The organism is Paenibacillus lentus (assembly GCF_003931855.1).
GTDB lineage: Bacteria > Bacillota > Bacilli > Paenibacillales > Paenibacillaceae > Fontibacillus > Fontibacillus lentus.
Genome location: NZ_CP034248.1, coordinates 1,145,987 through 1,171,779, shown reverse-complemented (window position 1 = coordinate 1,171,779; position 25,793 = coordinate 1,145,987). Strand labels below are relative to the sequence as shown.

22 protein-coding genes are annotated in these 25,793 nt (G+C 46.8%); 9 read left to right on the top strand and 13 right to left on the bottom strand.

The features are described from left to right. Positions 1-60: 60 nt before the first annotated feature. Positions 61-822, top strand: coding sequence for an ABC transporter ATP-binding protein (locus tag EIM92_RS05370; protein ID WP_125081802.1), 762 nt, complete (start codon positions 61-63; stop codon positions 820-822). Beyond that, positions 812-2,755, top strand: a complete 1,944-nt coding sequence (locus EIM92_RS05365) for an FtsX-like permease family protein (RefSeq protein WP_125081801.1) — start codon at positions 812-814, stop codon at positions 2,753-2,755. The genes EIM92_RS05370 and EIM92_RS05365 overlap by 11 nt, the downstream gene beginning before the upstream one ends. A 292-nt stretch (positions 2,756-3,047) precedes the next feature. Here the strand turns inward: EIM92_RS05365 and EIM92_RS05360 are convergent, their stop codons facing one another. The 3 genes from EIM92_RS05360 to EIM92_RS05350 all read right to left on the bottom strand — a co-directional run bounded on the left by EIM92_RS05360 (position 3,048) and on the right by EIM92_RS05350 (position 7,525). Then, positions 3,048-4,790 (bottom strand): AAA family ATPase, encoded by a 1,743-nt coding sequence (locus EIM92_RS05360; RefSeq protein ID WP_246021204.1) that lies wholly within the window; start codon positions 4,788-4,790, stop codon positions 3,048-3,050. Between the two features lie 187 nt (positions 4,791-4,977). Next, positions 4,978-5,868, bottom strand: coding sequence for a polysaccharide deacetylase family protein (locus EIM92_RS05355; protein WP_125081800.1), 891 nt, complete (start codon positions 5,866-5,868; stop codon positions 4,978-4,980). A gap of 247 nt (positions 5,869-6,115) precedes the next feature. Then, on the bottom strand, positions 6,116-7,525 hold the full coding sequence (locus EIM92_RS05350) for a helix-turn-helix domain-containing protein (protein WP_125081799.1): 1,410 nt from the start codon (positions 7,523-7,525) through the stop codon (positions 6,116-6,118). Positions 7,526-7,769: 244 nt separating this feature from the next. Between EIM92_RS05350 and EIM92_RS05345 the strand changes: the two genes are divergently transcribed. After that, entirely contained in the window at positions 7,770-8,108 is a 339-nt protein-coding gene (locus tag EIM92_RS05345; RefSeq protein WP_125081798.1) for a helix-turn-helix domain-containing protein, read from the top strand. 75 nt (positions 8,109-8,183) lie between these two features. Here EIM92_RS05345 and EIM92_RS05340 read toward each other — a convergent pair whose 3' ends face one another. Further along, positions 8,184-8,765, bottom strand: coding sequence for an NAD(P)H-dependent oxidoreductase (locus EIM92_RS05340; RefSeq protein ID WP_125081797.1), 582 nt, complete (start codon positions 8,763-8,765; stop codon positions 8,184-8,186). Positions 8,766-8,898: 133 nt separating this feature from the next. On the opposite strand from EIM92_RS05340, the gene EIM92_RS05335 reads away from it, so the two are divergent. Then, the gene (locus tag EIM92_RS05335) at positions 8,899-9,357 is read left to right on the top strand and encodes a MarR family winged helix-turn-helix transcriptional regulator (RefSeq protein ID WP_125081796.1); all 459 of its coding nucleotides are present in this window, start codon (positions 8,899-8,901) and stop codon (positions 9,355-9,357) included. Between the two features lie 37 nt (positions 9,358-9,394). Here EIM92_RS05335 and EIM92_RS05330 read toward each other — a convergent pair whose 3' ends face one another. The 6 genes from EIM92_RS05330 to EIM92_RS05305 all read right to left on the bottom strand — a co-directional run bounded on the left by EIM92_RS05330 (position 9,395) and on the right by EIM92_RS05305 (position 16,479). Continuing rightward, complete coding sequence (locus EIM92_RS05330) at positions 9,395-10,144, bottom strand: hypothetical protein (RefSeq protein WP_125081795.1); 750 nt, start codon at positions 10,142-10,144, stop codon at positions 9,395-9,397. A 186-nt stretch (positions 10,145-10,330) separates the two neighbouring features. Further along, the gene (locus EIM92_RS05325) at positions 10,331-11,101 is read right to left on the bottom strand and encodes a TerC family protein (RefSeq protein ID WP_125081794.1); all 771 of its coding nucleotides are present in this window, start codon (positions 11,099-11,101) and stop codon (positions 10,331-10,333) included. 356 nt (positions 11,102-11,457) lie between these two features. After that, complete coding sequence (locus tag EIM92_RS05320; RefSeq protein WP_125081793.1) at positions 11,458-12,519, bottom strand: LLM class flavin-dependent oxidoreductase; 1,062 nt, start codon at positions 12,517-12,519, stop codon at positions 11,458-11,460. A 185-nt stretch (positions 12,520-12,704) separates the two neighbouring features. Continuing rightward, complete coding sequence (locus EIM92_RS05315; protein WP_125085011.1) at positions 12,705-13,553, bottom strand: pentapeptide repeat-containing protein; 849 nt, start codon at positions 13,551-13,553, stop codon at positions 12,705-12,707. A 298-nt stretch (positions 13,554-13,851) separates the two neighbouring features. Beyond that, positions 13,852-15,963 (bottom strand): methyl-accepting chemotaxis protein, encoded by a 2,112-nt coding sequence (locus tag EIM92_RS05310; RefSeq protein ID WP_164515037.1) that lies wholly within the window; start codon positions 15,961-15,963, stop codon positions 13,852-13,854. A gap of 180 nt (positions 15,964-16,143) precedes the next feature. After that, positions 16,144-16,479 carry a zinc ribbon domain-containing protein YjdM gene (locus EIM92_RS05305; protein WP_125081791.1) on the bottom strand — a complete coding sequence of 112 codons (336 nt, stop codon included), beginning with the start codon at positions 16,477-16,479 and terminating at the stop codon, positions 16,144-16,146. A 403-nt stretch (positions 16,480-16,882) separates the two neighbouring features. On the opposite strand from EIM92_RS05305, the gene EIM92_RS05300 reads away from it, so the two are divergent. Next, a complete protein-coding gene (locus EIM92_RS05300) occupies positions 16,883-17,614 on the top strand; it encodes a hypothetical protein (RefSeq protein WP_125081790.1) in 732 nt (243 codons plus the stop codon). 43 nt (positions 17,615-17,657) lie between these two features. Next, positions 17,658-19,004, top strand: coding sequence for a polysaccharide deacetylase family protein (locus EIM92_RS05295; protein ID WP_125081789.1), 1,347 nt, complete (start codon positions 17,658-17,660; stop codon positions 19,002-19,004). Between the two features lie 72 nt (positions 19,005-19,076). Here the strand turns inward: EIM92_RS05295 and EIM92_RS05290 are convergent, their stop codons facing one another. The 3 genes from EIM92_RS05290 to EIM92_RS05280 all read right to left on the bottom strand — a co-directional run bounded on the left by EIM92_RS05290 (position 19,077) and on the right by EIM92_RS05280 (position 23,078). Further along, complete coding sequence (locus EIM92_RS05290) at positions 19,077-20,702, bottom strand: glycoside hydrolase family 9 protein (protein WP_125081788.1); 1,626 nt, start codon at positions 20,700-20,702, stop codon at positions 19,077-19,079. A 182-nt stretch (positions 20,703-20,884) separates the two neighbouring features. Further along, positions 20,885-22,252, bottom strand: a complete 1,368-nt coding sequence (locus EIM92_RS05285) for an amino acid permease (RefSeq protein ID WP_125081787.1) — start codon at positions 22,250-22,252, stop codon at positions 20,885-20,887. 280 nt (positions 22,253-22,532) lie between these two features. Beyond that, entirely contained in the window at positions 22,533-23,078 is a 546-nt protein-coding gene (locus tag EIM92_RS05280) for a C40 family peptidase (RefSeq protein WP_125081786.1), read from the bottom strand. 100 nt (positions 23,079-23,178) lie between these two features. On the opposite strand from EIM92_RS05280, the gene EIM92_RS05275 reads away from it, so the two are divergent. The 3 genes from EIM92_RS05275 to EIM92_RS05265 all read left to right on the top strand — a co-directional run bounded on the left by EIM92_RS05275 (position 23,179) and on the right by EIM92_RS05265 (position 25,790). After that, positions 23,179-24,096 (top strand): phosphatidate cytidylyltransferase, encoded by a 918-nt coding sequence (locus EIM92_RS05275; RefSeq protein WP_125081785.1) that lies wholly within the window; start codon positions 23,179-23,181, stop codon positions 24,094-24,096. A 234-nt stretch (positions 24,097-24,330) separates the two neighbouring features. Continuing rightward, on the top strand, positions 24,331-25,074 hold the full coding sequence (locus EIM92_RS05270; protein ID WP_125081784.1) for a glycosyltransferase family 2 protein: 744 nt from the start codon (positions 24,331-24,333) through the stop codon (positions 25,072-25,074). After that, entirely contained in the window at positions 25,074-25,790 is a 717-nt protein-coding gene (locus EIM92_RS05265) for a glycosyltransferase family 2 protein (protein ID WP_125081783.1), read from the top strand. Before EIM92_RS05270 ends, EIM92_RS05265 begins: the two co-directional genes overlap by 1 nt. The last annotated feature ends 3 nt before the right edge of the window (positions 25,791-25,793 follow it).

The following is a 25,793-nucleotide window of genomic DNA, read 5'->3' as shown; positions in this document are numbered from 1 at the left end:
AAAGGAACGAGACTAGCGGTCCCTTTTATAATGGAGCTACTGATAAAGGAGTGTGGAAAAATGGCGATTCTGGAAGCTACTAAAATTCATAAGAGCTACGGCAATAAATCCAATAAACAAGAAGTGCTAAAAGGGATCGATCTGAGCATCGAGCAAGGAGAATTCATCGGGATCATGGGAGCTTCAGGCTCCGGAAAGACGACTTTGCTCAACGTCCTCTCTTCGATTGATCAGGCTAGTGACGGCATTGTGCTGATCGAAGGGCATGAAATGACGAACATGAAGGAGAAGGAGCTGGCAGAGTTCCGCAAGCAGCATTTGGGGTTTCTTTTTCAGGAGTATAATTTATTGGATTCGCTCACTGTAAAAGAGAACATCCTGCTGCCACTCTCAGTTGCCAAGGTGTCCAAGACAGAAGCGAACCAAAAATTCAAGGCCGTCGCGAACGAGCTGGGGATCTATGAGCTTAAAGATAAGTATCCGAATGAAATCTCCGGTGGACAGAAGCAGCGCACCTCAGCCGCCCGGGCGTTTATCCACGAGCCGAGCATTATTTTTGCGGATGAACCTACAGGGGCGCTGGATTCCAAGTCGGCTTCCGATCTGCTAAACAAGCTAAGCATGATGAACGAGCAGCGGCAAGCGACGATTGTCATGGTGACGCATGATCCGGTCGCCGCAAGCTATTGCAGCCGGGTTATTTTCATCAAGGATGGACAGGTTTACACGCAGCTCAATAAAGGGGACGAGACAAGGCAGACCTTTTTCAAAGATATTATGAAGACGCAAGGGGTACTAGGAGGGGTGCAGGTTGAGCATTAATTACATCATTCTTCGCAACCTCAGGAAGAACGCCAAAAATTACTTCCTGTACGTCTTCGCCCTGATCTTCAGCGTTGCGCTCTATTTCGCATTCGTCACGCTGCAGTACGACCCCGCCATGGACGAAGTCAAGGGGAGTATCAAGGGCGGCGCTGCAGTTCGCGCTGGATCAATGCTGTTAATTGTCATTGTGTCGATCTTCCTGCTGTACGCAAATAATCTATTCATCAAACGGCGCAGCAAAGAAATCGGTTTGTTTCAATTGATCGGGCTGACCAAGAGCCGAATATTCCGTATTCTGACGGCAGAGAACTTCATACTTTATTTCGGCTCACTATTGATCGGCATGTTCGTCGGCTTTTCTTTTTCTAAGCTGATTCTCATGATTCTGTTTAAAATCACAGGGGTAGATTCTGGGGCGGCGTTAATGTTCTCTGGTCAGGCCTTCATTCAAACCGTCATCGTGTTCCTAGCGGTTTACCTGCTAATCATGCTGATGAACTATACATTTATAAGGCGGCAAAGCATCCTCGCGCTGTTTAGAGCGCTGTCCTCGACCGAGGAGAAGGTGAAGAAGGTGTCCGTGTGGGAGATGATTCTAGGCATCTTCGGCTTAGCGTTAATTGCGCTCGGTTATTACATTTCAACGAGGCTGTTCAGCGGGGATTTCGTTAATATGGTCGAGCTGTTCGTGGCGATGGTGGGCATCCTCGCCTCGGTCATTTTAGGTACGTACCTGTTCTATAAGGGGTCGGTACGGTTCATCTTCTATCTGGTACGCCGGCAAAAAGGGGGCTATTTGAACATTAACGAAGTTCTGTCGCTTTCCTCCATCATGTTCCGTATGAAATCCAACGCCCTGCTGCTTACCATCATAACGACGGTATCCGCACTAGCCATCGGCCTGTTGTCGCTCAGCTACATTTCCTATTATTCCGCCGAGCAGTCGGGGAAGGACAATGTGCCTAATGACTTTGCATTTATGGTTCAAGCTGATGCCGATATGTTCAAAGAGGCTTTGACTTCTGATGGTATTCCGTTTCAGGAGACATCCATTGATGTACTTCGTGTCAAAGGGGATCTCACTCAGGTGATGGATATTCACGCTAACAGTAACGATCCCGATGCCAATGCCACGATTCTGAGTGTCATTAGCGAAACAGCGGTCGATCAGCTTGATTTATCCGAGGAGGAGACTCTCCTGACAGGATATAACGATCTGATGCGGAATTTTGTCACGATTCAAGATAGCGGAGAGATCCAACTGATCGGTCAACATGAGAGCATTTCACAGCAAATTCAGGGTTTGGAGGATGAGTTCCTTGTATCAAGTTATTTCACCCGCGGCCTTCCAATTGCTATTGTAGATCAGGCGGTGTTCGAACGCTTGAGACAGGATATCGATCCGGAAATTCAAGGAGATTCCCCCACCTATATCGGGATCGATATTACCGATGCAGATAAACTGAAGAGGGCTAACGCTGTTTTTGAAGAACTCGGGTTGGCGAACAGTCGCACCAATGACTCACAGCTGACCACCATACACAGCCATAAGCAAACGATGGGGATAATCATGTTCGTGGTCGGCTTCCTGGGACTCACCTTCCTAATGACCTCCGGCTGCATTCTGTATTTCAAGCAGATGGATGAAAGCGAGGAAGAGAAACCAAATTATACGATACTCCGGAAACTCGGCTTCACCCAAGGAGATTTGTTAAGAGGAATTCAAGCAAAGCAATTGTTCAATTTCGGCATCCCGCTCACTGTGGGGCTATCTCACAGTTATTTTGCCGTAAAGTCTGGCTGGTTCCTGTTCGGCACCGAGCTATGGACGCCCATGATCCTGGTTATGCTGTTATATACGGCGCTTTACTCGATCTTCGCGGTTCTCTCCGTGCTGTATTATAAACGTGTCATTCGGGAGGCCTTGTAGGGAGGCCTAAGGTACTGGACATGACAACGTAACCGAATTGGTTGTATTTAAATGTCGCTCTCGATCAGGTAATGTGCAAATAGTTGGATTTCATATACACGATATACAGCTATTTCAACTAACTTCCACCATAGAGCTTAAATAGAATCATGAAATCCATTTAAACTCTACGGCAAACGGATGTCGTCAACGAGCCAACAATAAGGCACTCAGGAATCAAGTTATAACGCCACATCTAAGAACCGAGCAGCCATAAAATGACTGCCCGGTTCCTCTTGTATATCTTACTTCCCTAGAAATCAATTGTTCTTCCGCCCCGTTTAAAACGAATATCATCGGCCCCCTGATCCTGACTGCCGGGAGCTGGATTGCCACCGTCCAACACCGTCTCCTCTTTAACGTAATCCTCCAGATCCTCCTTGGGAGTAGCGGTAACCGCTCGAACATTGGCCCATTCCCGTATCGCGCGGATCTGCTCAGCCTGCGTAACCGATAGCGGCACTGTATTTACGATAGCTCGCCGGAAATCCTCCAACAGAATGGAACGATCCTCGGCATAAGCCTCGAACAAAGCGTCGATAACCAATTGCTCGATCTCAGCTCCGACGAAACCCTCACAGGTTACAGCCAGGTCCTCCAATACCTCATCTGTTAACTGGAAATCCCCAATGACCTCCGGGTGCTTCAAGCGTTTGCTCATATGTAATCTTAAAATTTCTTTTCTTTCCCGTTTGGTCGGCAGATCAACGAAGAATATTTCGTCAAAACGGCCTTTGCGCATAAGCTCCGGCGGCAATCCAGCAATGTTGTTAGCGGTAGCTACGACGAATACCTGACTGGTCTTCTCCTGCATCCAGGTCAGGAATTGGGCAAAGACACGAGCCGACGTACCGCTGTCTCCGCTGCTGGAAGTCGCGCTGAAGCCTTTCTCGATCTCATCGATCCACAGAATACAAGGCGAGATTGCTTCAGCAGTTTTGATCGCCTTACGCATATTCTCTTCGCTGCTCCCGATCAGGCCGCTGAAGATTTTTCCGATGTCCAATCTTAGCAAGGGCAGCTGCCACATGGAACTGATCGACTTGCTAATCAAGCTTTTGCCGCAGCCCGGAACGCCGGTAATCAGCACTCCCTTTGGTGCAGGCAGCCCATATTTACTTGCCGATTCCAGCCAAGATCTATTCCGTTTTGTCAGCCAGCGCTTGAGGTTCTCCAAGCCGCCAACATCCTCCATTTTCAATTCGCTGCGGATGAATTCCAGAATGCCCGTCTTTTTGATGATCTGCTCTTTCTCTTCAAGAATGACCTCTACATCCCGAATATCCAAGTATCCGTCCTCCACCATCGCACGGGCAAAAGCGTTCTCGGCCTCGGACAGCGTTAAGCCCAGCGCAGCTTTGGCAATGCGCTCCCGCTCTTCGGGCGTAACAACGATTTGAATACGACCTCTCTGCTCATTCACGGCGATCATTTCATCCAGCACGGCTTTAATTTCGTTAAAAGATGGAAGCTCGAAATCGACAATCGTAATATCCTTCTGCAGCTCCTCCGGCAGGATCAGAAAGGGAGATGTAAAAATGATATTGATCGGACTCGGGTTCTGCTTAATGCGAATCAACATATCGCGCAGCTTCCGAATGACTTGATAGTCCGGTGCTCTCCCTTGACCCCCGAAATATATATGGAAATCCTGCATGACGACAATGCAAGGGCTATCGTATTTCTCGATGAATTCCAGCGCCTTCAAAGGCTGTCTGGTGTCCCCGCGGGAGTTGCCGCTCGCATCGATAATGCCCGTTGTCATACGCCAAATCAACACTTCTCTTGGTGTTTTGATAAGAGCAACATCCTGGGCGATCGAGCGAATGACCGATGTGACGCGGTCTTCCTCCCAGGTTTGAATATATAAATACGGAAATCGTGCTTTAAGCAAATTAGCCAGCAATGTACTAGATTTCGACGTCACTTTTGATGTGCCGGGTGCTTCAGGCATGCCTGGTACGCTTGATGTGCCTAATATTCCTGGTACAGTCATTTCTTCGTTCCTCCAAATCAACTTAATAGTCCATGATCCTACCTGCCGTATTAGTTAGTTTGATTTTACAATAAAAAGATATTTAGGGATACAATCCCCGGTAAGTTATTCCCCGGTTAAGAAATTGAAATCGATGAACAAAACAAAAGGTATACTGATTCATTCTCAGTATACCTCACATGCTCCGTTATTTAATTGCAATACCCAAATCCAGTAACTCTGCAACGTTTACCAGCTTAACTCCATCGTCTCTAAGCTGCTTGATTATTCTAGGCAGAGCCTCGACCGTACAGGTTAGATCTTCACCTTTGCCGCCGCCAGAATGTTGTAATATAATCGAGCCTGGTTTCACATGAGCAAGCACATTCGTCTCTACCTGCTCTGTAGTTAACCCCTTCCAGTCCAAGGAATCAACGTTCCAATTAACGACTTTTTTCTTCTGGCTCGCTAACCATTGGATTTGCCCTTCACTAATATTTCCATACGGCGGTCGAATAATATTCGGAGTATATCCCGTATATTGGCTGATAAGCTTATCCGTCTTAATAACTTGCTCACGAAAATCTGCATCCGATAGCTTAGGCAAGTTGGCATGGTTATAAGAATGATTACCAAGAAGATGCCCTTCCCGAACCATGCGCTTTACGATCTCCGGGTGAGCTTCTATCCGATTTCCCACCAAAAAGAATGTAGCTTGTACACCTTCCCTTTTCAATACATCCAGCACCATCGGTGTAAATTTATCATCCGGTGCATCGTCAAATGTCAGGGCCACTTCCCGTTTTGAGGAGGGCCCATTCAATAGGAATGTGCTGCGGTATTTCTTTCGTAAATCCGCTAACGACAGCGGATGCGGCTTTCGCACCTTTTGTTCTGACCCATCTATCAAGTTAGGGGTATTAGACTCGTTCTGCAGTATTTTAGCCTGTTCAGGTTTGGCGTTCGGCTCGACCTGCTCAGCTTGCTGTGTCTTCGGCTTAACCTGCTCAGCCTGCTGTGCTTTCTGTTTAGTATTCTGTGTACAGCCTGCACATAAATATAAGATAACCAGACAAATAACGATCCATCGCAACTTCATGGCAAACATCCCCCTGCTTCAAAATTTGTGCTATGCCATAGACTTCGCTATTAGGGATGAAATTATGTAATTAAAAAATTTAAAACAAGAGGATTTTAACCACTTATACAGAATCGTAGCCAAAACCCTCCTGCCTAAATTGATTTACCCTCCCAAGCCATGAATCAACGGCTTTATTAAGGTTTCGTAAAATACTACACCAGTTACAGCAGCCACCCCAACAGAATAAGCTTGGGACAGAACAAAACTACGCATACTTCGCAGCAAAGCCCTTCTTCTCTTCATGATTCCTTTGCACCTCACTAATTAGATTTGTGTATTGCCTCTTCCTTTCCGGGGTTGCCCATCCCCGATACGTCTCAAACAATCCTACACACTGGAGGAATACGACTTCACTGTAAAATGCAGCGCAAGCTTCCAAACAGTCGATAATGTAGCCTAATCCAGTCTCAACCCGCTCCGTAGATAAATAATAGGCCGCCAGCTCGGATAGCAAGCGCGTGTGCTGACCTGCTGCGATCCCAGCATCATAATTTCCGAAAGCGTGCTCACGTCCTTCAAATTTCAATTGCGGGCCGAAACGCTCTAAAATATCATCCACCCGAAAATGATAACGGTTAGCTGCCTCCGTGATTTTTAGCAAGCCTGAGACCCTTTCGCCATCATGAGAAGCAACGTAATTCACATATTCGGGTAAAACTTCCGCCTCCCCGGACATCAACCGATACAAGCAGGCGTTAGCTCGGCCCCAATCCTCAAATTGCTCGATCATGATGCGCTCGGTCTCATCGCAGCTTTGCACCCAGCTTAAATCCGTATATAACGATACGTAGTCCAGAGCTTGCTCGTAATCCCCGCGTGCCTCACAAACATTAGCTCTCAAAAGATACCCATAAAGGATATAGAAAAGTATTGGCCTGCCCGTCTTCTCTTGAGACGATTCAGGGTTACCATTCCCCTCTTTCGTGCTAAGACTAAGTCTGTATTGAATGGCGGCCTTACTCTCCATTTCCTGGGCCAGTTGTTCAACCCTAGTCCAGCGCTGATTAGCGGCATAGGTATCTGCCAAATCCTTGAGCGCTTCCAATTGCTCCGCTTCTCCCAAGCGTTCTACATAAGGTTCGAAAGAAGCAGCCAGAGATAGGTTGACTTCCCGATCGGACCCAAGATGAATCGTAAATAAGCGATACTGACAAAGAGCTAATCGCTCCGAATGCTGATACTTCTCTCCTTCCGCCACACATCGGTATAACACTGCGGCTGCTTCTATTCTTCCCGCTCGGTACCACTGCTCTGCCAGGTCAAAGACATGGGGAGCATACGCTAAATTATCCATGGTCACAAGAATGATTCGCTGAATACAATCCAGCTTGTCCAGCTCAGCGCAACGCTGAAGCAGCGATTTCAGCCTGCGCCAATCTGGCGAAGACTCTGCCAAGCATTCCTCGATGTATAACTCATATAAACTGCCCTCGGCCAACCCCATGCCCATGCTAATGCGGTCCAATTGTAGTATCGACATCCGTCTACGGTGGTTAATCAAGCCGCTTAGCGTTCCCGCATTAACCCCGGAGATGTCCGAAAATTGATGAAGCGATAGCCCCTTCTCTTTAATGTAATCCTCTAATCGCTGCCGGATCGTGGTTGTTGGTTGCATGGGTCAAACCTCCTTTCGAGATTGTTGTTACTTGTTATGATAAAACCGACGTAGAACGATAAATAAAATTGTATATCCCCGCACCCTCCCCTTTTTTATCCAATTTATCCTAATTGTATATTTTATAGTGATGCTGGTCAATATAAATTGTACTTTTAAGTGCTTTTTTATTATTTAATTTTCTATTCTGGTTATCTGTAAATCCCTACCCTCCTTACCTAACCTTAGAGATGAGGTGGTATTCATGAACCTACTTAAGGGTGTTGGTAGCAGAATTCGTAAAATAAGAAAATCAAAAAATTGGACTCAAGAGCAGTTAGCTGAAGCCGCAACTCTACACTATAGCTATATTGGCGGTGTAGAACGAGGCGATCGAAATATCTCCCTAGAGACACTTGAAAAAATTGTGACTGCCTTAGATGTACCCGCTTGGGAGTTATTTCGCCACGAAGACATTTCCGATAAACAATTTTTGCTCCATGAGCATATAAATCTAATTAGCAATAGAAGCGCAGAAGAAATAGCCTTGATTACGAAAATAACCAAGGATATTATTTCTGCTATGGAGTTACATAAAGAATAGCTCTATACATTATGATAGTAATGAGCGTACCAGAATCTGCCTTATTCACCGCTCTTTCAAGCAGCAGCATAACCACTAGACCTGCCTAAAATACCGGTACACCCTCTCCAGCTTCTCCTTCTGCTTCCCTCTGGGGCTCTCCATATTACCGAATTCGAAGAACTTCACCTTCTTGATGCCAACATAGTTACACAACGCTTTGCGCATCAGTGATTTGTGAGCATTATTAAGCCAAAACAGCGGATAATGGGTCGGCCCCTTCATGGTCGAGATGCAAACCACGGATTTCCCTCTGAGCAATCCCTCTGGAAAGATTCCGCCGTTATCCCTGTACGCAAACCCTGAAGCAAACATCTGGTCAATGTACCCGAGCAGCATGGCTGGAGGACGCCCCCACCAAATTGGATAAATGAATACAATCTTGTCCGCCCAGGTGAGCTGGTCCCGATAAATGGCAAGCGCCGGATCGGCATGCATATCTCTTCTGCGCTTGTGTTCATTGAACACTAGAACCGGATTGAAGCCTTCCTCGTATAAATCAAGTACCTTGACCTCCTTAATCGCCGTGTTCTCCCGGCTGCCCCGAATGACTTCCTGCAAAAAAGCATAATTCAAGCTTTGATGATTCGGATGCGTATATATGATTAGTATATTCATGGCTAACTCCCCTTTACTTATCATTTGATAAGCAGAGAGTAGCATACAGCCCAATTGATTGTCAATTGATAATTATTATATGATAATTGTTTTATGATAATCAGTTTGTTATCGTGATGGTAGAGGTGATTCTATGGACAAACATGCATTGTTCCAACAATTTGTGGCCTTTACCGCAGCCGTTCATGAAATATCCGATCATATGACTAGAGATGTTAGATCCGAAGATATTACACCCCTTCAATATAAAATACTGGAGTACATTACCATCAACCAACCCGTTACTCTGAGTGAAATCAGCGATTGTATGCATATCTCCATGCCGAATACGAGCCGGGAGCTGCGAAAGCTGAGCGAGAAGCAATTATGCGATAAAGTGACAGATGAAACAGATCGACGCAAGCAATATATCCGGTTGTCCAAGCAAGGGGAGATGATGATGAGCGAGGCTTTCGCGCGTGTGGAATCCCGCTTTGCCGAGCGAATTGCTCACCTCTCGGAGGAGGAATTGCAAGAGATCGAGAGAGCGCTTGATCTGCTGCATCGCAGGTTCTTTTTATTGAAGCTGAACAAAGGCCCCAGTCACCTGTGAGGTGCTGCGGCCTGCTTAGCTTCTATAATTGTGGCGATTAGGGCGTCCATTGATCATGAATAATCCCAACAAGCGAACGGTCATCCCCAATCTTTTTAAAGACGAGACGCAGGCTGCGCCAATCGCCCACCTCAGCGTTCGGATCGCTACCTTCGATATGATATTCGACGAAATCGTAGCTGTCCGGAGGATAGACCTCGCTTAAATTGCTAATCTCTCCGCCTAAGGCTATCCCTTTGTTCTCAGCGATCTTGGCATTCTTGATAAAATCGGCATCATAGACGAACCGTTTATGGTACTCGGCATATGTCAATTCAATCTTATCCCCTGTAGCAGACATTGTCCTCCACACATGCTTTTTTGTATCCTCCATCAAGCCTCTTACTTCATCACTTGTAAATACGAGGTCTTCCTCCATGTTCACAGAGGCATACGGCGAGAAGCGAACCCCTTCCGAATCCACCCAATTGGCTAATGTGTCCATATTGCCAGCCTTAAGAGCTCTCATCACTGTGGCAGCTGCTTCTAGGGCTGTCGGCGGCTGTCCCTCCGTTACATCCTCGTTGTTTGAATGCTGTGTGGAGGGTTCCTCTTCTTCAGGCTGCTCTTGCAACTGTTCCCCCGGTTGCTGTGCTGGTTGTTGTGCCGGTTCTTGCGTTTCTTGAGTTGGATTCTGCACCGCTCCCTCATTTTGTTCCCCAGCCTTTCCATTACAAGCAGCCAGCATCAGCAACAGAATGGCTCCAAGCAATACCCAACTGAACCTGCACCATTTGCATGTGTACATATTCTCTCTCCTTTCATCGTCTCTCCATCCATAAACGTTATCCCTTCACTGAAAGTTACATTTTTACGGTAAAAATACAATTAGAGCCAGATGCTGTTAGCAAAAAAATGCTGCCGACCTAAAATTCATGTCAGCAGCATATAGATGCAACCCGCTAATTCTGAAGGGCAATAGCCGCCCTTTATGTTAGTGCCCAACTACGGATGACGGCTTCTTCTCTTTGGAGAGGAACCAGCCCGCAGCCCCAATCACAACAAGCACAATATAGAAAGTCAACTTCCACGCCGTTGAATGGGCAAACTCGTGAGATATGATACCTACGTCCTCATGGCCCAGTGTCAAAACGGCAAGCTTAACGCCGACCCAGCCAACAATCGCAAAGGCGGCAATTTCAAGGCCTGGTCTGGAATTAAGCAATTTGACGAACATATTGGCCGCAAACCGCATGATGATCACTCCAATTAGCCCCCCGGCAAACACGACGATAAACTTGGCGCCGTCCATACCTCCGATTGCCGGAAGCGGCGTATCTGGAAGCGTCATGGCCATCGCGACAGCCGCTAAAATCGAGTCAACAGCGAACGCAATATCCGCCACTTCGACTTTAAGAACCGTCATCCAGAAGCCGGATTTCTTCCTTTCCTTCTCTACCTTAGTATCTGTTTTCTTAATGAACACTTTTTTGATGATGTGATTGATTGAAATAAATAATAAATACAGTGCACCGATCGCTTGAATCTGCCATACGTCCACCAGAAAAGAAATAATGAACAACGAGGCCAGCCGGAACACAAAAGCACCTGCAAGCCCATAGAACAAAGCCTTCTTTCTCTCCGCATCCGGCAGATGCTTGACCATGATCGCCAGCACCAGCGCATTATCCGCGGCCAGCAAACCCTCTAGAGCGACTAATAATAATAAGACCCAACCATATTCCAGTAAAATTGAAATATCCATTCTCCATCTCCTCTTCCGAATTCGTTCTTCGTCTTCTTTATTGTTGGCCTCTTACCTCAAAAATCATCCAAAGAAATTTCAACCGATCACAAATCCCCCTTTAGCTTGGCCCGTCTCAAGAAAATTAACCCTTGCAACCGGCAAAGGTCAATTAAAAAAGACCTTTACCCATATCAAACATAGGTAAAGGTCTTGCTAACAACGAATTCGTTGCCAACAAAGCCGGAAGACATTTGATCTTCGAATTGACGACTTTGTTGTATCAGCTACTCCCCTTTAGGAAGAACATCAAGTTTTTTCAACTATAACTGTTTTACTAGGGTTTTGTCAATGGACATGTTCGCACTCTAGCTTAATTAAATGTTCCCCTCGTTCTCCGCTTCCCAGCGAGCAACCTCCTCGCGCACCCGCGGCGCCACCTCGGTGCCCAGCAGCTCGATAGCTCTCATTACATCCTCATGCGGCATCGTACCAAGTGGTACGTGCAGAAAGAAACGGGTAATCCCTACATGCTTGCGCAAGTTAATAATCTTCTGAGCCACCGTCTCAGGATCGCCAACGAACAGCGCCCCCTCTGGACTCCGTGCGGCATCGAAGCTGGAACGGTCGTAATGGCCCCACCCCCGCTCACGGCCAATCACATTCATGCTCGCCTGTGTAGAGGGAAAGAACTTATCAGCCGCTGTCTCCGTATCCTCCCCGACAAAGCCATGGGAGTGAGAAGCAATCGGTAGCTTGGATACGTCATGTCCGGCCTGGATCGCTGCCCGCTTATACAGCTGCACGAGCGGGGCGAACTGAATGGGGCGTCCGCCGATAATCGCCAGCACGAGCGGCAGTCCAAGCAGCCCGGCACGAATCACCGATTCCTGGTTACCTCCGCTGCCGATCCATACGGGCAACGGATTCTGAACCGGACGGGGATAGACGCCCAGGTTATGAATTGCCGGACGATGATTTCCGCTCCAGGTGACCTTCTCAGACTCGCATATTTTGAGCAGCAAATCCAGCTTCTCCTCGAACAACTCGTCGTAGTCCTGCAAATCGTAACCGAAGAGCGGGAAAGACTCGATAAAAGAACCCCGCCCTGCCATAATTTCCGCCCGCCCGTTCGAAATTCCGTCGAGCGTGGCGAAATCCTGAAACACCCGAACCGGGTCATCAGAAGAAAGTACGGTCACCGCGCTCGTTAGACGAATCCGCTTCGTCTGAGCCGCGGCCGCAGCCAACACGACGGCCGGAGATGATGCTGCATAGTCCTTTCGGTGATGCTCGCCCACACCATAGACGTCCAGCCCGACTTTATCAGCCAGTACAATTTCTTCTACCACCTCGCGCAGTCGCTGAGCATGACTCATTACCTCGCCGGTATGTACGTCCGGCGACGTCTCTACAAAAGTACTTATGCCTATTTCCATAATCAATCCCTCCTGCTTCATCCATCCATTTCACTTTATTTTTGGCTTCCCTTTTAACTTTCAAAAGGTAAGAATCATTCAAACGGTAAGTTGATATTTCTATCATTGTATCCTATTTCTAGCGGTATGACTATCCCTGAACAAAAATGAGTGATGATAGATGGACTCTTAGGGAAAAATAACCTCTACCCGGAAGGCAACAACCAATGCGCTGGCCTGCCGATAGCCGACGGCAGCTTAGTGTAGGCATTGCCCTTCGCAGAATTGATCTGAGCCTGGGTGAGGAAAATACTATCCGTAAGATCGGCGCCTCGAAGATCGGCATCCCGCAAGTCCGCGCCGATGAGATCCGCTCCTCTCAAATCTGCGCCCCGCAGGTCGGCGGCAATCAGGTACGCTCCTCGTAAATTCGCAGCCCGAAGGTCAGCGTCTTTAAGCTTAGCCCCGATCAGATCGGCACCTCGGACAAATCCCTTCCGCCGTGCAGCCGTGCCCTTCGACGATTGTATTACTGTTGACCTCACAAGCTCACTAGCTCGCAGGAGCAGCTTGTTCACTTCAGCTCGATATGCAGCTACATCCAATTTCAACAGAGCTTCGGCATCGAGATGGGTCAGTTGTTCCGTCTCTCCAAGCGCTGCCCGAATATCCTCATGAATAGAGCGTGCAAGCCGAATAGTCAGCACCTCGGACAGGTACCATAAGAGCTCATGAAGCTGCCACATCACCAGGAACACTTCGAACATCGTCTGGGCTGTATCCGGATGCCGCCGCCAATCCCGGCCCCGAAAAGTCACCTGGGAGACCTGTTGGCCTGCACCGAAGCAGTCATATACCGTGCAGCCCCGAAAGCCCCGCTGCCTCAGACTCTGGTGAATGCCGCAGCGAAAATCAGGCTGTAGATTCGGGCAGGGCTGTCCAGCATTCTTATCGATCGCAAAATCAACCGAAGCCGCATAAGGAAGCGCAGCGCAGCATAGCCCGAAGCAGTTCTCACAGTCGGCTTGCAGACTTGACCTTTGCCTAGAACGCATCAATGATAAAGCCGCTGTATCTGTATTATGCCCATCCGTTTTCTTTTTCCATTGCCAATGATCGCTCTTCGACATCACTCATTCTCCTCCAAGCTCATTTAAGCTAGCCACCAATCTTCATATGCAATATAATTAATTATCATTTTTCTATGAACGTTAATATTCTACTATAAATTAAAAGTAAGGAGTTAACGACAATGCATTTCCTTGCCGGTCAATCCTTTCCTTAGCCATACAAAAAAGAACAAGATTCCTTCCATTGAAGGAGTTATCTTGTCCTCTTTAAAATTAACGTAGGTCAAGCTTTTAGTTTAAATTTACTTAAGTCCTCTTGAAGCTGCTGTGACATGTCGCGTAGCTCTGCTGATGACGCCTCAATTTCCTCCATGGATGCTAGCTGCTCCTCAGCTGCCGCCGCCATCGTTTCGGCTTCGCCAGATGTTTTCTCAGAAATGAGAGCTACTTCCGCAATAGATGCGGTTACCTCCTCCATTTCTGCGGATAGCTCTTCGGCCGAGGCAGACACCTCCTGAATTTGTTCACTCACGATTCTAATATTCTCCAGGATGTGGTCGATCATCAGCTTAGATTTATCGATTGTTATTATGCCTTGATCCGTCTCTTGCTGCATTTCCAGCATAGATGCAACTGCCTCTTCGACTAGTACCCGGATGTCATTGAGGAGACCGGATATAGCCTGCCCAGATTGCGTCGTTTCTTCCGCCAGCTTGCCGATCTCCTGGGCGACGACGCTAAAGCCCCGTCCAGCTTCCCCGGCTCGGGCAGCTTCAATATTCGCATTTAGAGATAGCAGCTTGGTCTGCTGAGCGATATCCACAACCGCTTGAATGATTTTACCGATCTGGGCGGAATGCTCATCCAACTTGGTAATGACCTCAGCTGATTGCTCTTGAGTTTGCTTAATACTCTTCATCTGCTCAACCGTCTCGGTAAGCTGCTCTTCACCGTGCAAGGCACTCTCATTTGTTCTTATCGCAACATCCGACACTTCAGAGGCAGCCTCTGCAATACGGGATACCCCAATCGCCATCTCGCCCATCGCCGTGGAAACTTCGCCGATCGTTCGCCGCTGCAATTCCGTGCCTTCCGATACATCCTGCACAGATGCCGCAATTTGCTGCATAGCTTGGGTAGACTCCTGGGATATTGCCATCAATTCTTCCGACGAAGCTGCCGTACGTTCAGAAATCTCCTGATTGTGTCCAAAGATCCGATTCATATCCTGCTGCATCAAAATCATCGCCTGGCTTACATCGCTCAGCTCGTCCTTTGTATTGACCTGAATATCCTTGGAGAAGTCCCCTGACGCCATTTCCTCGGCTCTTATTTTCAACGCTCCTACCGTATCAATCACATTGCGATAGAATGCACCATAGAACAGAATAACCAATACTAGAATAGCCGCCGTAGTGGTCATCACCACAGCATTGTAGGTCTGAAGCCTGCTTCTTTGCTGATCCAACAGACGATTCATCTCACTGTACGATAAGCCGTACAGTTCATCGGCGATCTCTATTGTCGCTGTGCCAAAATCAAAAAACTCCTCTGGCTTCAATATAAAAGATTTCGCATTCAAAATATCCAGTTCCAAAACGCTAAGGTAACTTTTAATGGATTTCACGGCAGCCTCCGCCTTGACGACCAATTGCTCATTAAGCAGATCGGTCTCGCGGATCACATTAGCTAACGATTTCTCCAAGCTTACCACCGCAGAATATGTCTGCGCCTCGGCCAACAGCAGTTGGATTCTAGTCTCATCGTCCAACTGCCCTGAAGAGAGCGCGCCGTTCCCCAGGCCGCGAATCACCGCAGAATTCTCTATCAGCTGGGGAAGCTCATTGACCAGCATATTCATCATATAATAAGTACTAATATCATTAGACAAGGATAACCCCGTCTCATCGGAGATGCTCATCATCAGCTGTCTGATCTTCTCAATAAGCTCAGTATGCTGTTGAAAGTTAACCCCGGGCTCCAACGTTTCAGCGGTTGTTCGCAGCGCCTCCCAATCTTCAAGGATTTCCTGCCATTTTCCTACGCTATCTGGAGTTGTTGAAGCTTCCAGAAGTTGATTCAGCCTAGCTATAGTATCCGCAATATCAGCCTGACGGGATTGGATGTCCGCTCCAACTGATGTGTTCCCATTCAGATAACCGTTCATTAGCCCTCGGTGCTGCTGCACCTGCAGCATGAGCGGCATTACTTCATTAACCCGCTCAATCCCATAATGGTCATTCCTGTTTTCCTTCAATTTAGCCATATTCTCTGATATAAATCCATATAGCAAAATAACTATGGGAATCAAAAACAATAAACTAACTACAATGAATTTCATGTTATACCTTAATTTAGAAACAATGATTGAAAATGGATTTAGCTGCCTCTTCACTGGACTTCCCCCTCTTATGTAATCACAATGCTGTCTACTTTATTTATCGTCGTTTTGTTTACTAAGACTTAACGGATAAGGGGAAGTTCACGCAATGTTCTTGATCCATGAATTATCTGTTTTTTTCTGAAAAAAAAGACAGCCCCGCACCTGATTTCGTGTAGGAACTGCCTTCTGAAATTAAATTTTCTTCACAAACTCCGACTTCAGCTTCATTGCTCCGAACCCATCAATTTTGCAATCGATATCATGATCTCCTTCAACGAGCCGGATGTTCTTCACCTTCGTGCCGATTTTGATCACCGATGAGCTTCCTTTCACCTTCAAATCTTTGATGACAGTAACAGAATCGCCATCTTTCAGGATATTACCATTGGCATCCTTCACGACTCTGCCCTCCTCTTCCTCGGCACCTCCGCTTGCTGACCATTCATGGCCGCATTCCGGGCATACCAACAAATCTCTATCTTCATATGTATATTCTGAACTACATTTCGGGCAATTAGGCAATGACATATTTCCCACGTCCTCCATTCATTATCATTTACGGATTCACTATATAAGGCATATAGGAACTCCTTTCTGCCTTATATAGTGGCATAGTCTTCTCCTATTGGCAAATTTGATGACTGACGATTGACATAGAGGTGTTTTTGGCATTAACCCATTTACCAATTAGAGGTTGAATGGGTTGGATTTTTATCCCCTAAATTCCAACCCATTCAATTGTTGTATAGGATATAAGAACTATCGCATTGGCATTATATTGACATTATTCCACATAATTATACAATGTCATTAGGTAGTGTTGTTTTTTAAAGGACCACTTATTTTTACACTTAACTGCTACTTTAGTATTGTTTTTCATATTTTCACATTTAGGAATGTTAAAGACTATTTTATTTTAGGAGACGAAACTATGGCTAGGGATACTAAAAATAAGTCAATAGGTTGGTTAAAAGGCGTTCTATCAAATCAAAATGAACCTGTTCAAGCTGCCAAAGAAGGGGAAGAAGAACCTCTAGAACTAGTTGGAAGTACCGCTAGTAATAAGGAAGTACCCAGTCCATCGGAAAGCTCTAGCAAGAAGTACATATTATCTAAAGAGAACCTAGATAAAGTATCTATGGATTTAGTGATTTCTCTTGAGAACATGCTCAATGAACGACAATTGATATTATACAAAAATAATGACTACGAACAGCAGCTAGTGACGGCGAATGAAACGATCAGTCGCTTAAAGTATGACCTAGTGAAAAAGGAACAGTCCATTCAGGATAAAAATAAGGAAATTCGTGCCCTGGAAACGAGTCTCACCAACAAACAGATGGGTTATGACCAGCTTCTCGAGGATTATAAAGAATATCAGAGCACAGCAAATCATGACTTTGAAAAGGTATCCAGTCAACTGGAGAAAGAAATCAATAAATATAATCTGCTCAAGGAAGAGTCAGCGGATATCCAATATCAAAACATGCTAAATATTAGAGAACTAGAAGAAAAAATTAGAGAACTAGAAGCAGAAAATCAGAAGCTTGAGGCTCAATGCGCAAAAGTTCTAGCGGAAAAAGCGGAGTTAATGCAAACGATCAACGATTTTACCGAACGGATGTCTTTCTCCTTCTCCTCAAAAGCTACTAATTCCGAATAATCACTACCTGCTCTCTAGTCACTACTAGAGAAAGGAGATAACTATGTCTGTGCAAGTCTATCAAGTGAAGCTATTAGAGCTTCATTCTGTTCATAGAGATTCAAATCAATCGTATTTGCGGATCAAACTGATCTCAGATCAAGAAACTGAGCTGCTATGGAATGTAGATGACTGGACGGCAAAGAACCTGCAGGCCATCATTGATCCTGAAGGAATCTATAAGTACAGATTATCCTTCAACAGCTCGTGGAACTCTGCACAGAATCAGTACGTAAGCTACCTAACCAAAACCTACCGCGATCAAAGTGAGAGAATCTATTTCTCCTGTTCCGAGACCTATGTAAGCGGATTAAAATCCCTGAAAAACAATGAACCACTTAGCCAAATTCAAGTTCAATCCCCCTTGCCTAAGTCTTTGACACCCCGTGTGTCCCTAGTAAGGCATTCAGTAAAGGTCAATAAGCTCAATGACAAATTAACCTGGTCAGCAATCGGCGTGCTGAGCCTCGTTTTCATGATCCTGTTCGGCTCCTCAATGCCTACTTTCATTTATAAAGCAGCCAGCAGCGAAAATACGGGCGTGACGATCATCGAAAGCGAGATGAACCGAAATATCGGTGGGTATGTAGCCGGGCATAGAGCAGTAACCGTCAATGCACAATTCAATACCGTCTTGAATAATGAGCCAAGTGTCCCTCTATACAAGCCTAAGGAGTTTGACGAAAAAGCTGAGCATCTGGAAAATCTCGAGGATATGGGGACCATTGATGCTATGGAGTCTGTTGATCCTATTCTGCCTGAATTACCGTTTACCGAATTAGATGATTTAATTACCTATAGTCTTCCCAAGGGCAAGGTAGCTCTAACATTCGACGACGGGCCCTCTAAATATACCGAGAAGATCGCCGACATTTTGAAAGAACACCAGGCGGGGGGCACATTCTTTTTTGTAGGAAAAAACTTAAATAAGTACCCGGAATCCGTTCAATACGTGAAATCCAACGGGTACGCAATCGGCAGCCATGGTATGAATCATCTTGAACTCACCAAGCTATCTGATGTCAAGCAGAAGTATGAAATTATGCATCCCAACGAGCTTATTGAGAAGCTCATTGGGGAACCGGTTGTTCTCTTCCGGCCCCCTTATGGCGCCAAGGATGATTCCGTCATTGATGTAATCCGCGAACTTAACCACAAGATGGTACTGTGGGATGTAGATACTAAGGATTGGGAGAGCAGAGATGCTCAGAAAATCTACAACTCTGTTGCAAAGACAAACGTTAATGGATCAATTATCCTGCTCCACGAGTCCCAAGCCACACTAGATGCGCTGCCGCAAATCATTGAGTTTCTAAAAGAGCAAAATTTAGATATCGTGAACTTGCGATAATCGATGAACCTCTCATTGGTTAATGCCTAAACAGAACAATCATTATAGACCACCCTCAAGGGTGGTCTTAATTTATATAAAATGTGATAGCACGAATACGGCGGGTGAATTCCAATAAATTGTAACTTCATTGGTAGCATAGCTCTCCATGACATCGGCAAAAGAGGCGGCAGGAGCCCTTCCTGCCAGATGCTCGCGGGCATAATCATCTTGCTTGCCATAGTTCGGGCCTCCCGAGACCAAGCCGGGAACTGGCGCTTCCACTCCGTCACCTTCCGAGGGGCGATGATGCGGATACAGAATCGAACGAGTGCCAAGCCCGGTGACATAACTTATGCCCATCACATTAGCACCCAATAAATAATGAATGTGCTCGAGCGCATGGCGCTCAAATGCTGGGGAGCCCGACAGCCGGTCAGCGATTAGCAGCAGCATCGCATGATTCATCACCAGCATGTTGCTGCCCCAAATATATTGCTCCGGCTTCAACGATATGCCAAATCCGTCTCGGCTACTAACCGCTGCAAGCTCAGCGGCACGCTGCTGCAAGCCAGCTTGTAAACGTACAGCCAGCTCAGGGTCCTGCTCCTGCTCGGACATCAAGTAAGAGATCGTCCCGTATCCGCCCATATCGGCCCAACCCAGCTCGTATTTATCAAAGGCTTCTTGTCTGGCGAATTGCTGGAACGCCTGGTGATAGCGGCTCTCTCCAGTAGTGCGGTACAATTCGGCGGCTGCCCAATAGCGCTCATCCATATCCTGCTCATCACCATACTCCCCGGTGGATATTTCCGGCGGGTTGCGGAATCCCGGGTAATCAGGATGAAGCTCCAGCCATGCCCAGGCCCGTTCCGCTGCCTGTAGACATGCTGCAGCGAAGGATGCATCATAAGCAGCGTAGACCCGCGCGGCCATAGCCATAACGCCGGCAAAGCATCCCGTTGCAGTCGCCGAAACAGGCGTAATGTACAGCTCGGCATGATCCTCCTCTGGCATTACGTCGGGGCCAGGGAACTGCAATGTCGTCAGTTTGTGGAATACGCCACCTGTCTCGCTATCCTGCATGCGAAGCATCCATTCCAGCTCATAGCGGCATTCGTGTAGCACATCCGGCATAACTCCATCGCTTTCCGGCAATGGCAAGGGCTCGGCAAAAGCTGTCGGATAACACTCATAGGCCAACAGCAAATCGGCTACCGCCTTGGCACCAGGTGCTACATATTTCCCGTAATCCCCGGCATCATGCCACCCTCCCTTAGCGTCGATTCTCCGCGGCTCCTCTCCATAGACGAGAGCAGGTGTGAGGTGACATGGCGCATGCTTCCATGGGCCAGCGTATTCCTCTTCCAGCTCCACTCCACAGCGAAAGTAATAGAACGCTTTCAATAACGCCTGATGAGCTTCCTCATACACGACATCTGAGATCATAAACGGATAAGAGCTCTGCCCGTCTTCGTCCTCAATCCGATATGTACCCGGCTGTTCCCAAGCGGAAAAGTCGCCCCAACTCACCATAATACCACTAGCTGCATCTTCGAACGCAGACAGCGTCTGACCCTGCCAAACCTCCTCACCGCTTACATGATTCACAAGCCGGAAGCGGCGGTTCCCCTCTCCTGCAATCCTGGCAATTTTCGCATCTTTATTACGATAACCAAGCTGGTTAACGGCTATACTGCCCTGCTGTTCCATGTTCATGCGTTCATGTCCTCCTCCTTATTTCGATTTAGCCCACATGATATTTCCTTTTTAAATATTGGTCAATCGTTTTTTACCGCAAAAAAGACCGTTCTCCAGTTTACCCGAAGAACGGTCATCAATTTGCCTTCTATTCTCCCTCGCGAAAAGAATCGACCTAATAAAGATTCATATTTCTACAACTACCGCCGGGTGTTCTTAAATTTGACCAACGACCAAAGATACAGGAATAGCAAGAACACCAGACAGGCCCCGATACTCAGCACATTTTGACGATCAAAAAGGAACAGTATAGCAATCACCGTCAGACTCACTGTCGCCAAAATCGTAATATAAGGGAAGCCCCACACCCGAAAGCTCGGCTGTACCGGGTAGCTGCGTCGCAGCTTGAGCTGAGACAGACAGATACAAATCCAGACCAGCAGCACGACAAACCCCGGCACCGCCATCAAAAAGCGGAATAACCCATCTTGAAAAAGGTAGGCTAGTACGGCGCCCCCGATTAATACCACCGCACACAGCTTGAGACTGTTCATGGGTACTCCCCGTTTCGTTGTGCGGCCAAGGTAGGCCGATGCTTCTCCGCTCGCAGCCATCGAATACAGCATGCGCGTAGCACCGTAAATCCCGGAGTTCGCCGCAGACAATACCGCAGTCACCAGAATAAAATTCATTACATGCGCCGATCCCGCAAGCCCCGTGCTGGCAAGCACCTGAACAAAGGGACTGCTCTCGCTATTCAATTGATTCCAAGGAATCAAGCTGCAAATGATCAGAATCGGCAGCGTATAGAATAGAATGACCCGCAAAATAAAGCTCTTCACGACCTTCGGCAATACCTTGTCTACATCCTTCGTTTCCGTCAAGGTAAGACCGATCAGCTCCGACCCGCCGTAAGAGAACATCACCACCAACAATGCAGCAATGATTGCCATCCAGCCGTTCGGCAGGAAGCCGCCGTAATCCACCAAATTATGCAGCCCGCTCGTCCCCTCTACAGCCCATACGCCAGACAGGATCAAGACGCCCAGCACGATAAAAATAATAATCATGCCAATTTTGATGCCCGCCAGCCAAAACTCCGCTTCTCCAAAGCCGCTAACGCTCAGCATATTTATCCCCAGTACGATTACCGCACAGCCCAAGGTCAACAGCCATAGCGGCGCATCCGGGAGCCAGTATTGCAAGAAGCTGCCCGCCGCAAGCACCTCGATTACGCACACGGTCAGCCACATAAAGCAATACAGCCATCCGATAATAAAAGACAGACGTTCGCCGAACGCCTCCCGAATAAAATCCTTCATATTGCGATTCGGATACACCATGGCCATCTCCGCAAGGGCGGCCATGACAATAAGCAGCAGCAAGCCCGCCAACACGTATGAAATTACGATTCCCGGCCCGGCAATGCTGATCGTTTCATAGCTTCCTTTAAATATTCCTGTACCAATAACCCCGCCCATAGCCATAAAAGTGATATGTCGAGGCATTAGCTTCTTTTGAAGTGCCCCCTGCTCTTGTTCGTTTGCTTGTGTCCTCTCCTGAGACATTTCTTGACTCCTTCCAGTGATCCATCTATGCAGTTTTTTACGAATCCACTCTTCTTTATTTAAACACCTAGATTTACAGTTTACCTTGATTCGACAAACCATGCACGTATAAACAGCACATTATATTGTCGGGGGATCGACTCTTCTCCGGCTTCCTTGCAGAAACAGGCTTGGCAGTGAGTATTACACTCTGTATCTTACCTAAAATAATAAGGCCCCCAAAAGGGAGCCTTAAAGCTGTCAAGAGTATCTCAATCGTAAGGACAATAATCATTGTTCCTCATAGCTGTTCTGGCTCATACTCACTTAACTTTCCTTCATAGATTAAATGAAGCCGGTCGCTCTGCCGAAAATCATCCGGCGTCACAAGAGCCGGCAGCTTGTTCCACAGCTTAATGCCAGACCTGTCCAGAATTTCCGCAACGAATTGCGAGCAAAAGTAGGAATTGCTAAATTCCACCGGTTCTTTCAATGCGATCCCCACCACGCCCAGTATGTTATATAGATATTTATTGTGGCTGCGGATAAAAATATGGAGTACCCGTTTCATTTTCTCGATTTCACGTTCAGATACCTTAAGCTCATAGATGACACAGGTTGTATTTGGATATTTGCTGAAAGTCCCTGTCTTAATATCCTCCTTCACGAATCCGCCATTCAGCGGATTGTTGGGATTCTTCCTCCCGAAGCTGTACATCTCCGAAAGCTCTCGGTTGAAGGAAATCGAAGCATGGTTATATGGCGCTCTCGTATACCCTTTTATGATCTTCGTAAAAAGCGTCCCGGTATTGGTAAGCAAAATAAAAACCGATCGATCAGCTGCCATTTACGATATTCCCCTTATCAAAATTGAATTGTTCCTTCATAATAACATATGATCGCCCCTATGGGAGATCCTACCTTAGAATAGGTTGGTGGTATAAGCCATGAATAGTAGCTCTCTAATCACGTTAACTCTTATTTTTATAGCGCTATCGGCCATTCATGTCATTTATTATGTGTTAAGCCAAATACAGCCAAGCAAGGATTACACAACCATTGGTACCAAAATTAAGACCTGGTGGGGTATGTTTGCCATCTTTAGTTTGGCCACCCTGTTCAACCCGGTCGTATCCCTGCTGTCCCTCATGGTACTTACCTTCTTCGCACTGAAGGAGTATTTCTCTATGATCCGTTCCAGAAAAGCCGACCGCAGGTTATATCTGTGGGCTTACTTGTCCATTCCGGTGCAGTTTTACTGGATCTACATCGAGTGGTACGGGATGTTCATTATCTTTATCCCGATCTATGTTTTCTTATTCCTGCCGCTGCCGCGGCTGATCAACAAAGGAACCGTCGGCTTCCTGCGCAGCGTCAGCTCCACCCAGTGGGGACTCATGCTGATGGTATTCGGGCTTAGCCATCTTGCTTATTTCCAATTTGCCACGCCAGAGTACGGAGCCGGGCTAGTGCTGTTCCTGGTCGTGCTGACGCAGCTCAATGACGTTGCGCACCACCTGGCATCGATCTATTTCGGTAAACGCAAGGTCGTTCCTACAGCCAACCCCCATCTCACCTGGGAAGGGTTCGCCTTCGCATTTCTGATTACGACCGGAACGGCGTATTTGATCCACCCTTACCTGACGCCACTTGATTCTATGTTCGGGGTGTTCTCCGGCATGCTGATCAGCTTAAGCGGCTTCTTCGGCAGCTTAACGGTCTCCGTGCTGAAGCGGGACTTGTTAATCGGCGATGACAATAAGCACGATGCGCTCAAGGAAAGCTATCTTAGCCGAGTCGATAGTCTCGCCTATACTTCGCCGGTCATATTTCATATGATCCGTTATTTCTTTGATTTCATGTAGCTCTATAATCTTCATATTCAAACCATAAAAAGGACTCTTTCGTCCAACGGTCAAGAGCCGTTGCTCGAAAAGAGTCCCCTGTATTCATAGGGGGAGTGATGTACGGACTTAAGTTTATCGTATTGCCGACGACCTGTCTCTGACGCATTGGTGGATTGCCGTTACCCTTATTGTCCGATTACATATATTGTAGAGTGAGCTACTATTATTCACTACGGATAGGAGGGCGATGTAATGGGGTCCAAATCGGGAAAGTCTATGATGCAGAAGCAGCAGGGGGTTTCTATTATAACCTGCACAAATCGACAGAGCTTTATAAAGAACCTGTTTAATAATTATACCCGGCAGCGCCATCCGAAGAAGGAACTCATTATTATTGTAAACAACGATAAAATACCACTAGAGCCTTATCAGCATTTAGCTGCAAAAAACCGTAATATACAGGTATACCGCGTTGCCGGCAGCGCCTCGCTCGGTGCTTGCCTCAACTATGCCGTCACCAAAACAAAGTATGGCTATGTCGCGAAATTTGATGATGACGACTATTATGCACCCTACTATTTAAAAGATAGCCTGCAAGCATTGCAAAAAGCGAACGCCGATATTGTTGGAAAGCGAGCCCATTATATGTATCTTCACGGATCCAAGACTCTGATTCTCCGTTTCCATAAGGACGAGTACAAGTCGGTCACCAAGCTTCCCGGCGCCACGTTGTTCATGAAACGGAACGTACTGAACAAAGTACAGTTTCCCCATCAGAACGTAGGAGAAGACGATCTTTTTTGCCTCAGAAGCAAGAAGCAGGGGTACAAGGTCTACTCTGCAGGAAAATATAACTTTGTCGCCATACGTCGAAGGAACACATCCAGCCATACGTGGATCATCAGCGATAAAAAGCTACTTGCTCACCATACACGAATCCCCGAGGTTCAAAATTTCAAGAAGTTCGTGCAGCGCACGCCAAAGGGTGCACTATAATGACAAAGGCGAACATCTCCAATCCACAAAACGCTGTTTCCATCATTACCTGCACCAAACGGGGATACTGCATGGACATACTCTTGCGTAACTACAGTAGACAAAATTATCAGAATAAAGAACTTATTATTATACTGAATCATAGCAGCCTGAAAATGAACGAATATATCCACGCAGCAAAGCCATATAAGAACATAAGAATTTACAGTTTGCCCCATTACTCGCTAGGCCGTTGCCTTAACTATGGAGTTAAGGTGGCTAAATACGATCACATTGCTAAATTTGATGATGACGATTACTACGCTCCCAGCTATCTGAAAGACAGCATGCAGATTTTACGCAAAACAAACGCCGATATTGTTGGGAAACGATCTCACTACATGTACCTTAACGGCAAAAAAGTGCTCCTTCACCGTTATTATAATATGGCCAATAAATACGTTTCTCTTGTTCAAGGCGCAACCCTGGTCGTCAAACGCCACGTGTTCAGCAAGGTCAGCTTCCCCAACCGCAACCGGGGGGAGAGCGTCAAATTTTGTGCTGACTGTCGTTCCAAAGGCTTCAAAATATACTCCGGCAATCCGTATAACTTTGTTGCCCATCGCCGAAAGAACTCGAAAGACCATACTTGGATCGTCAGCGACAAGACTTTGATTACCAGCCAAGTTAAAGTACTAAAAGTTAAAGATACCGCAAAATTTGTACGCCGAGATTAGAGT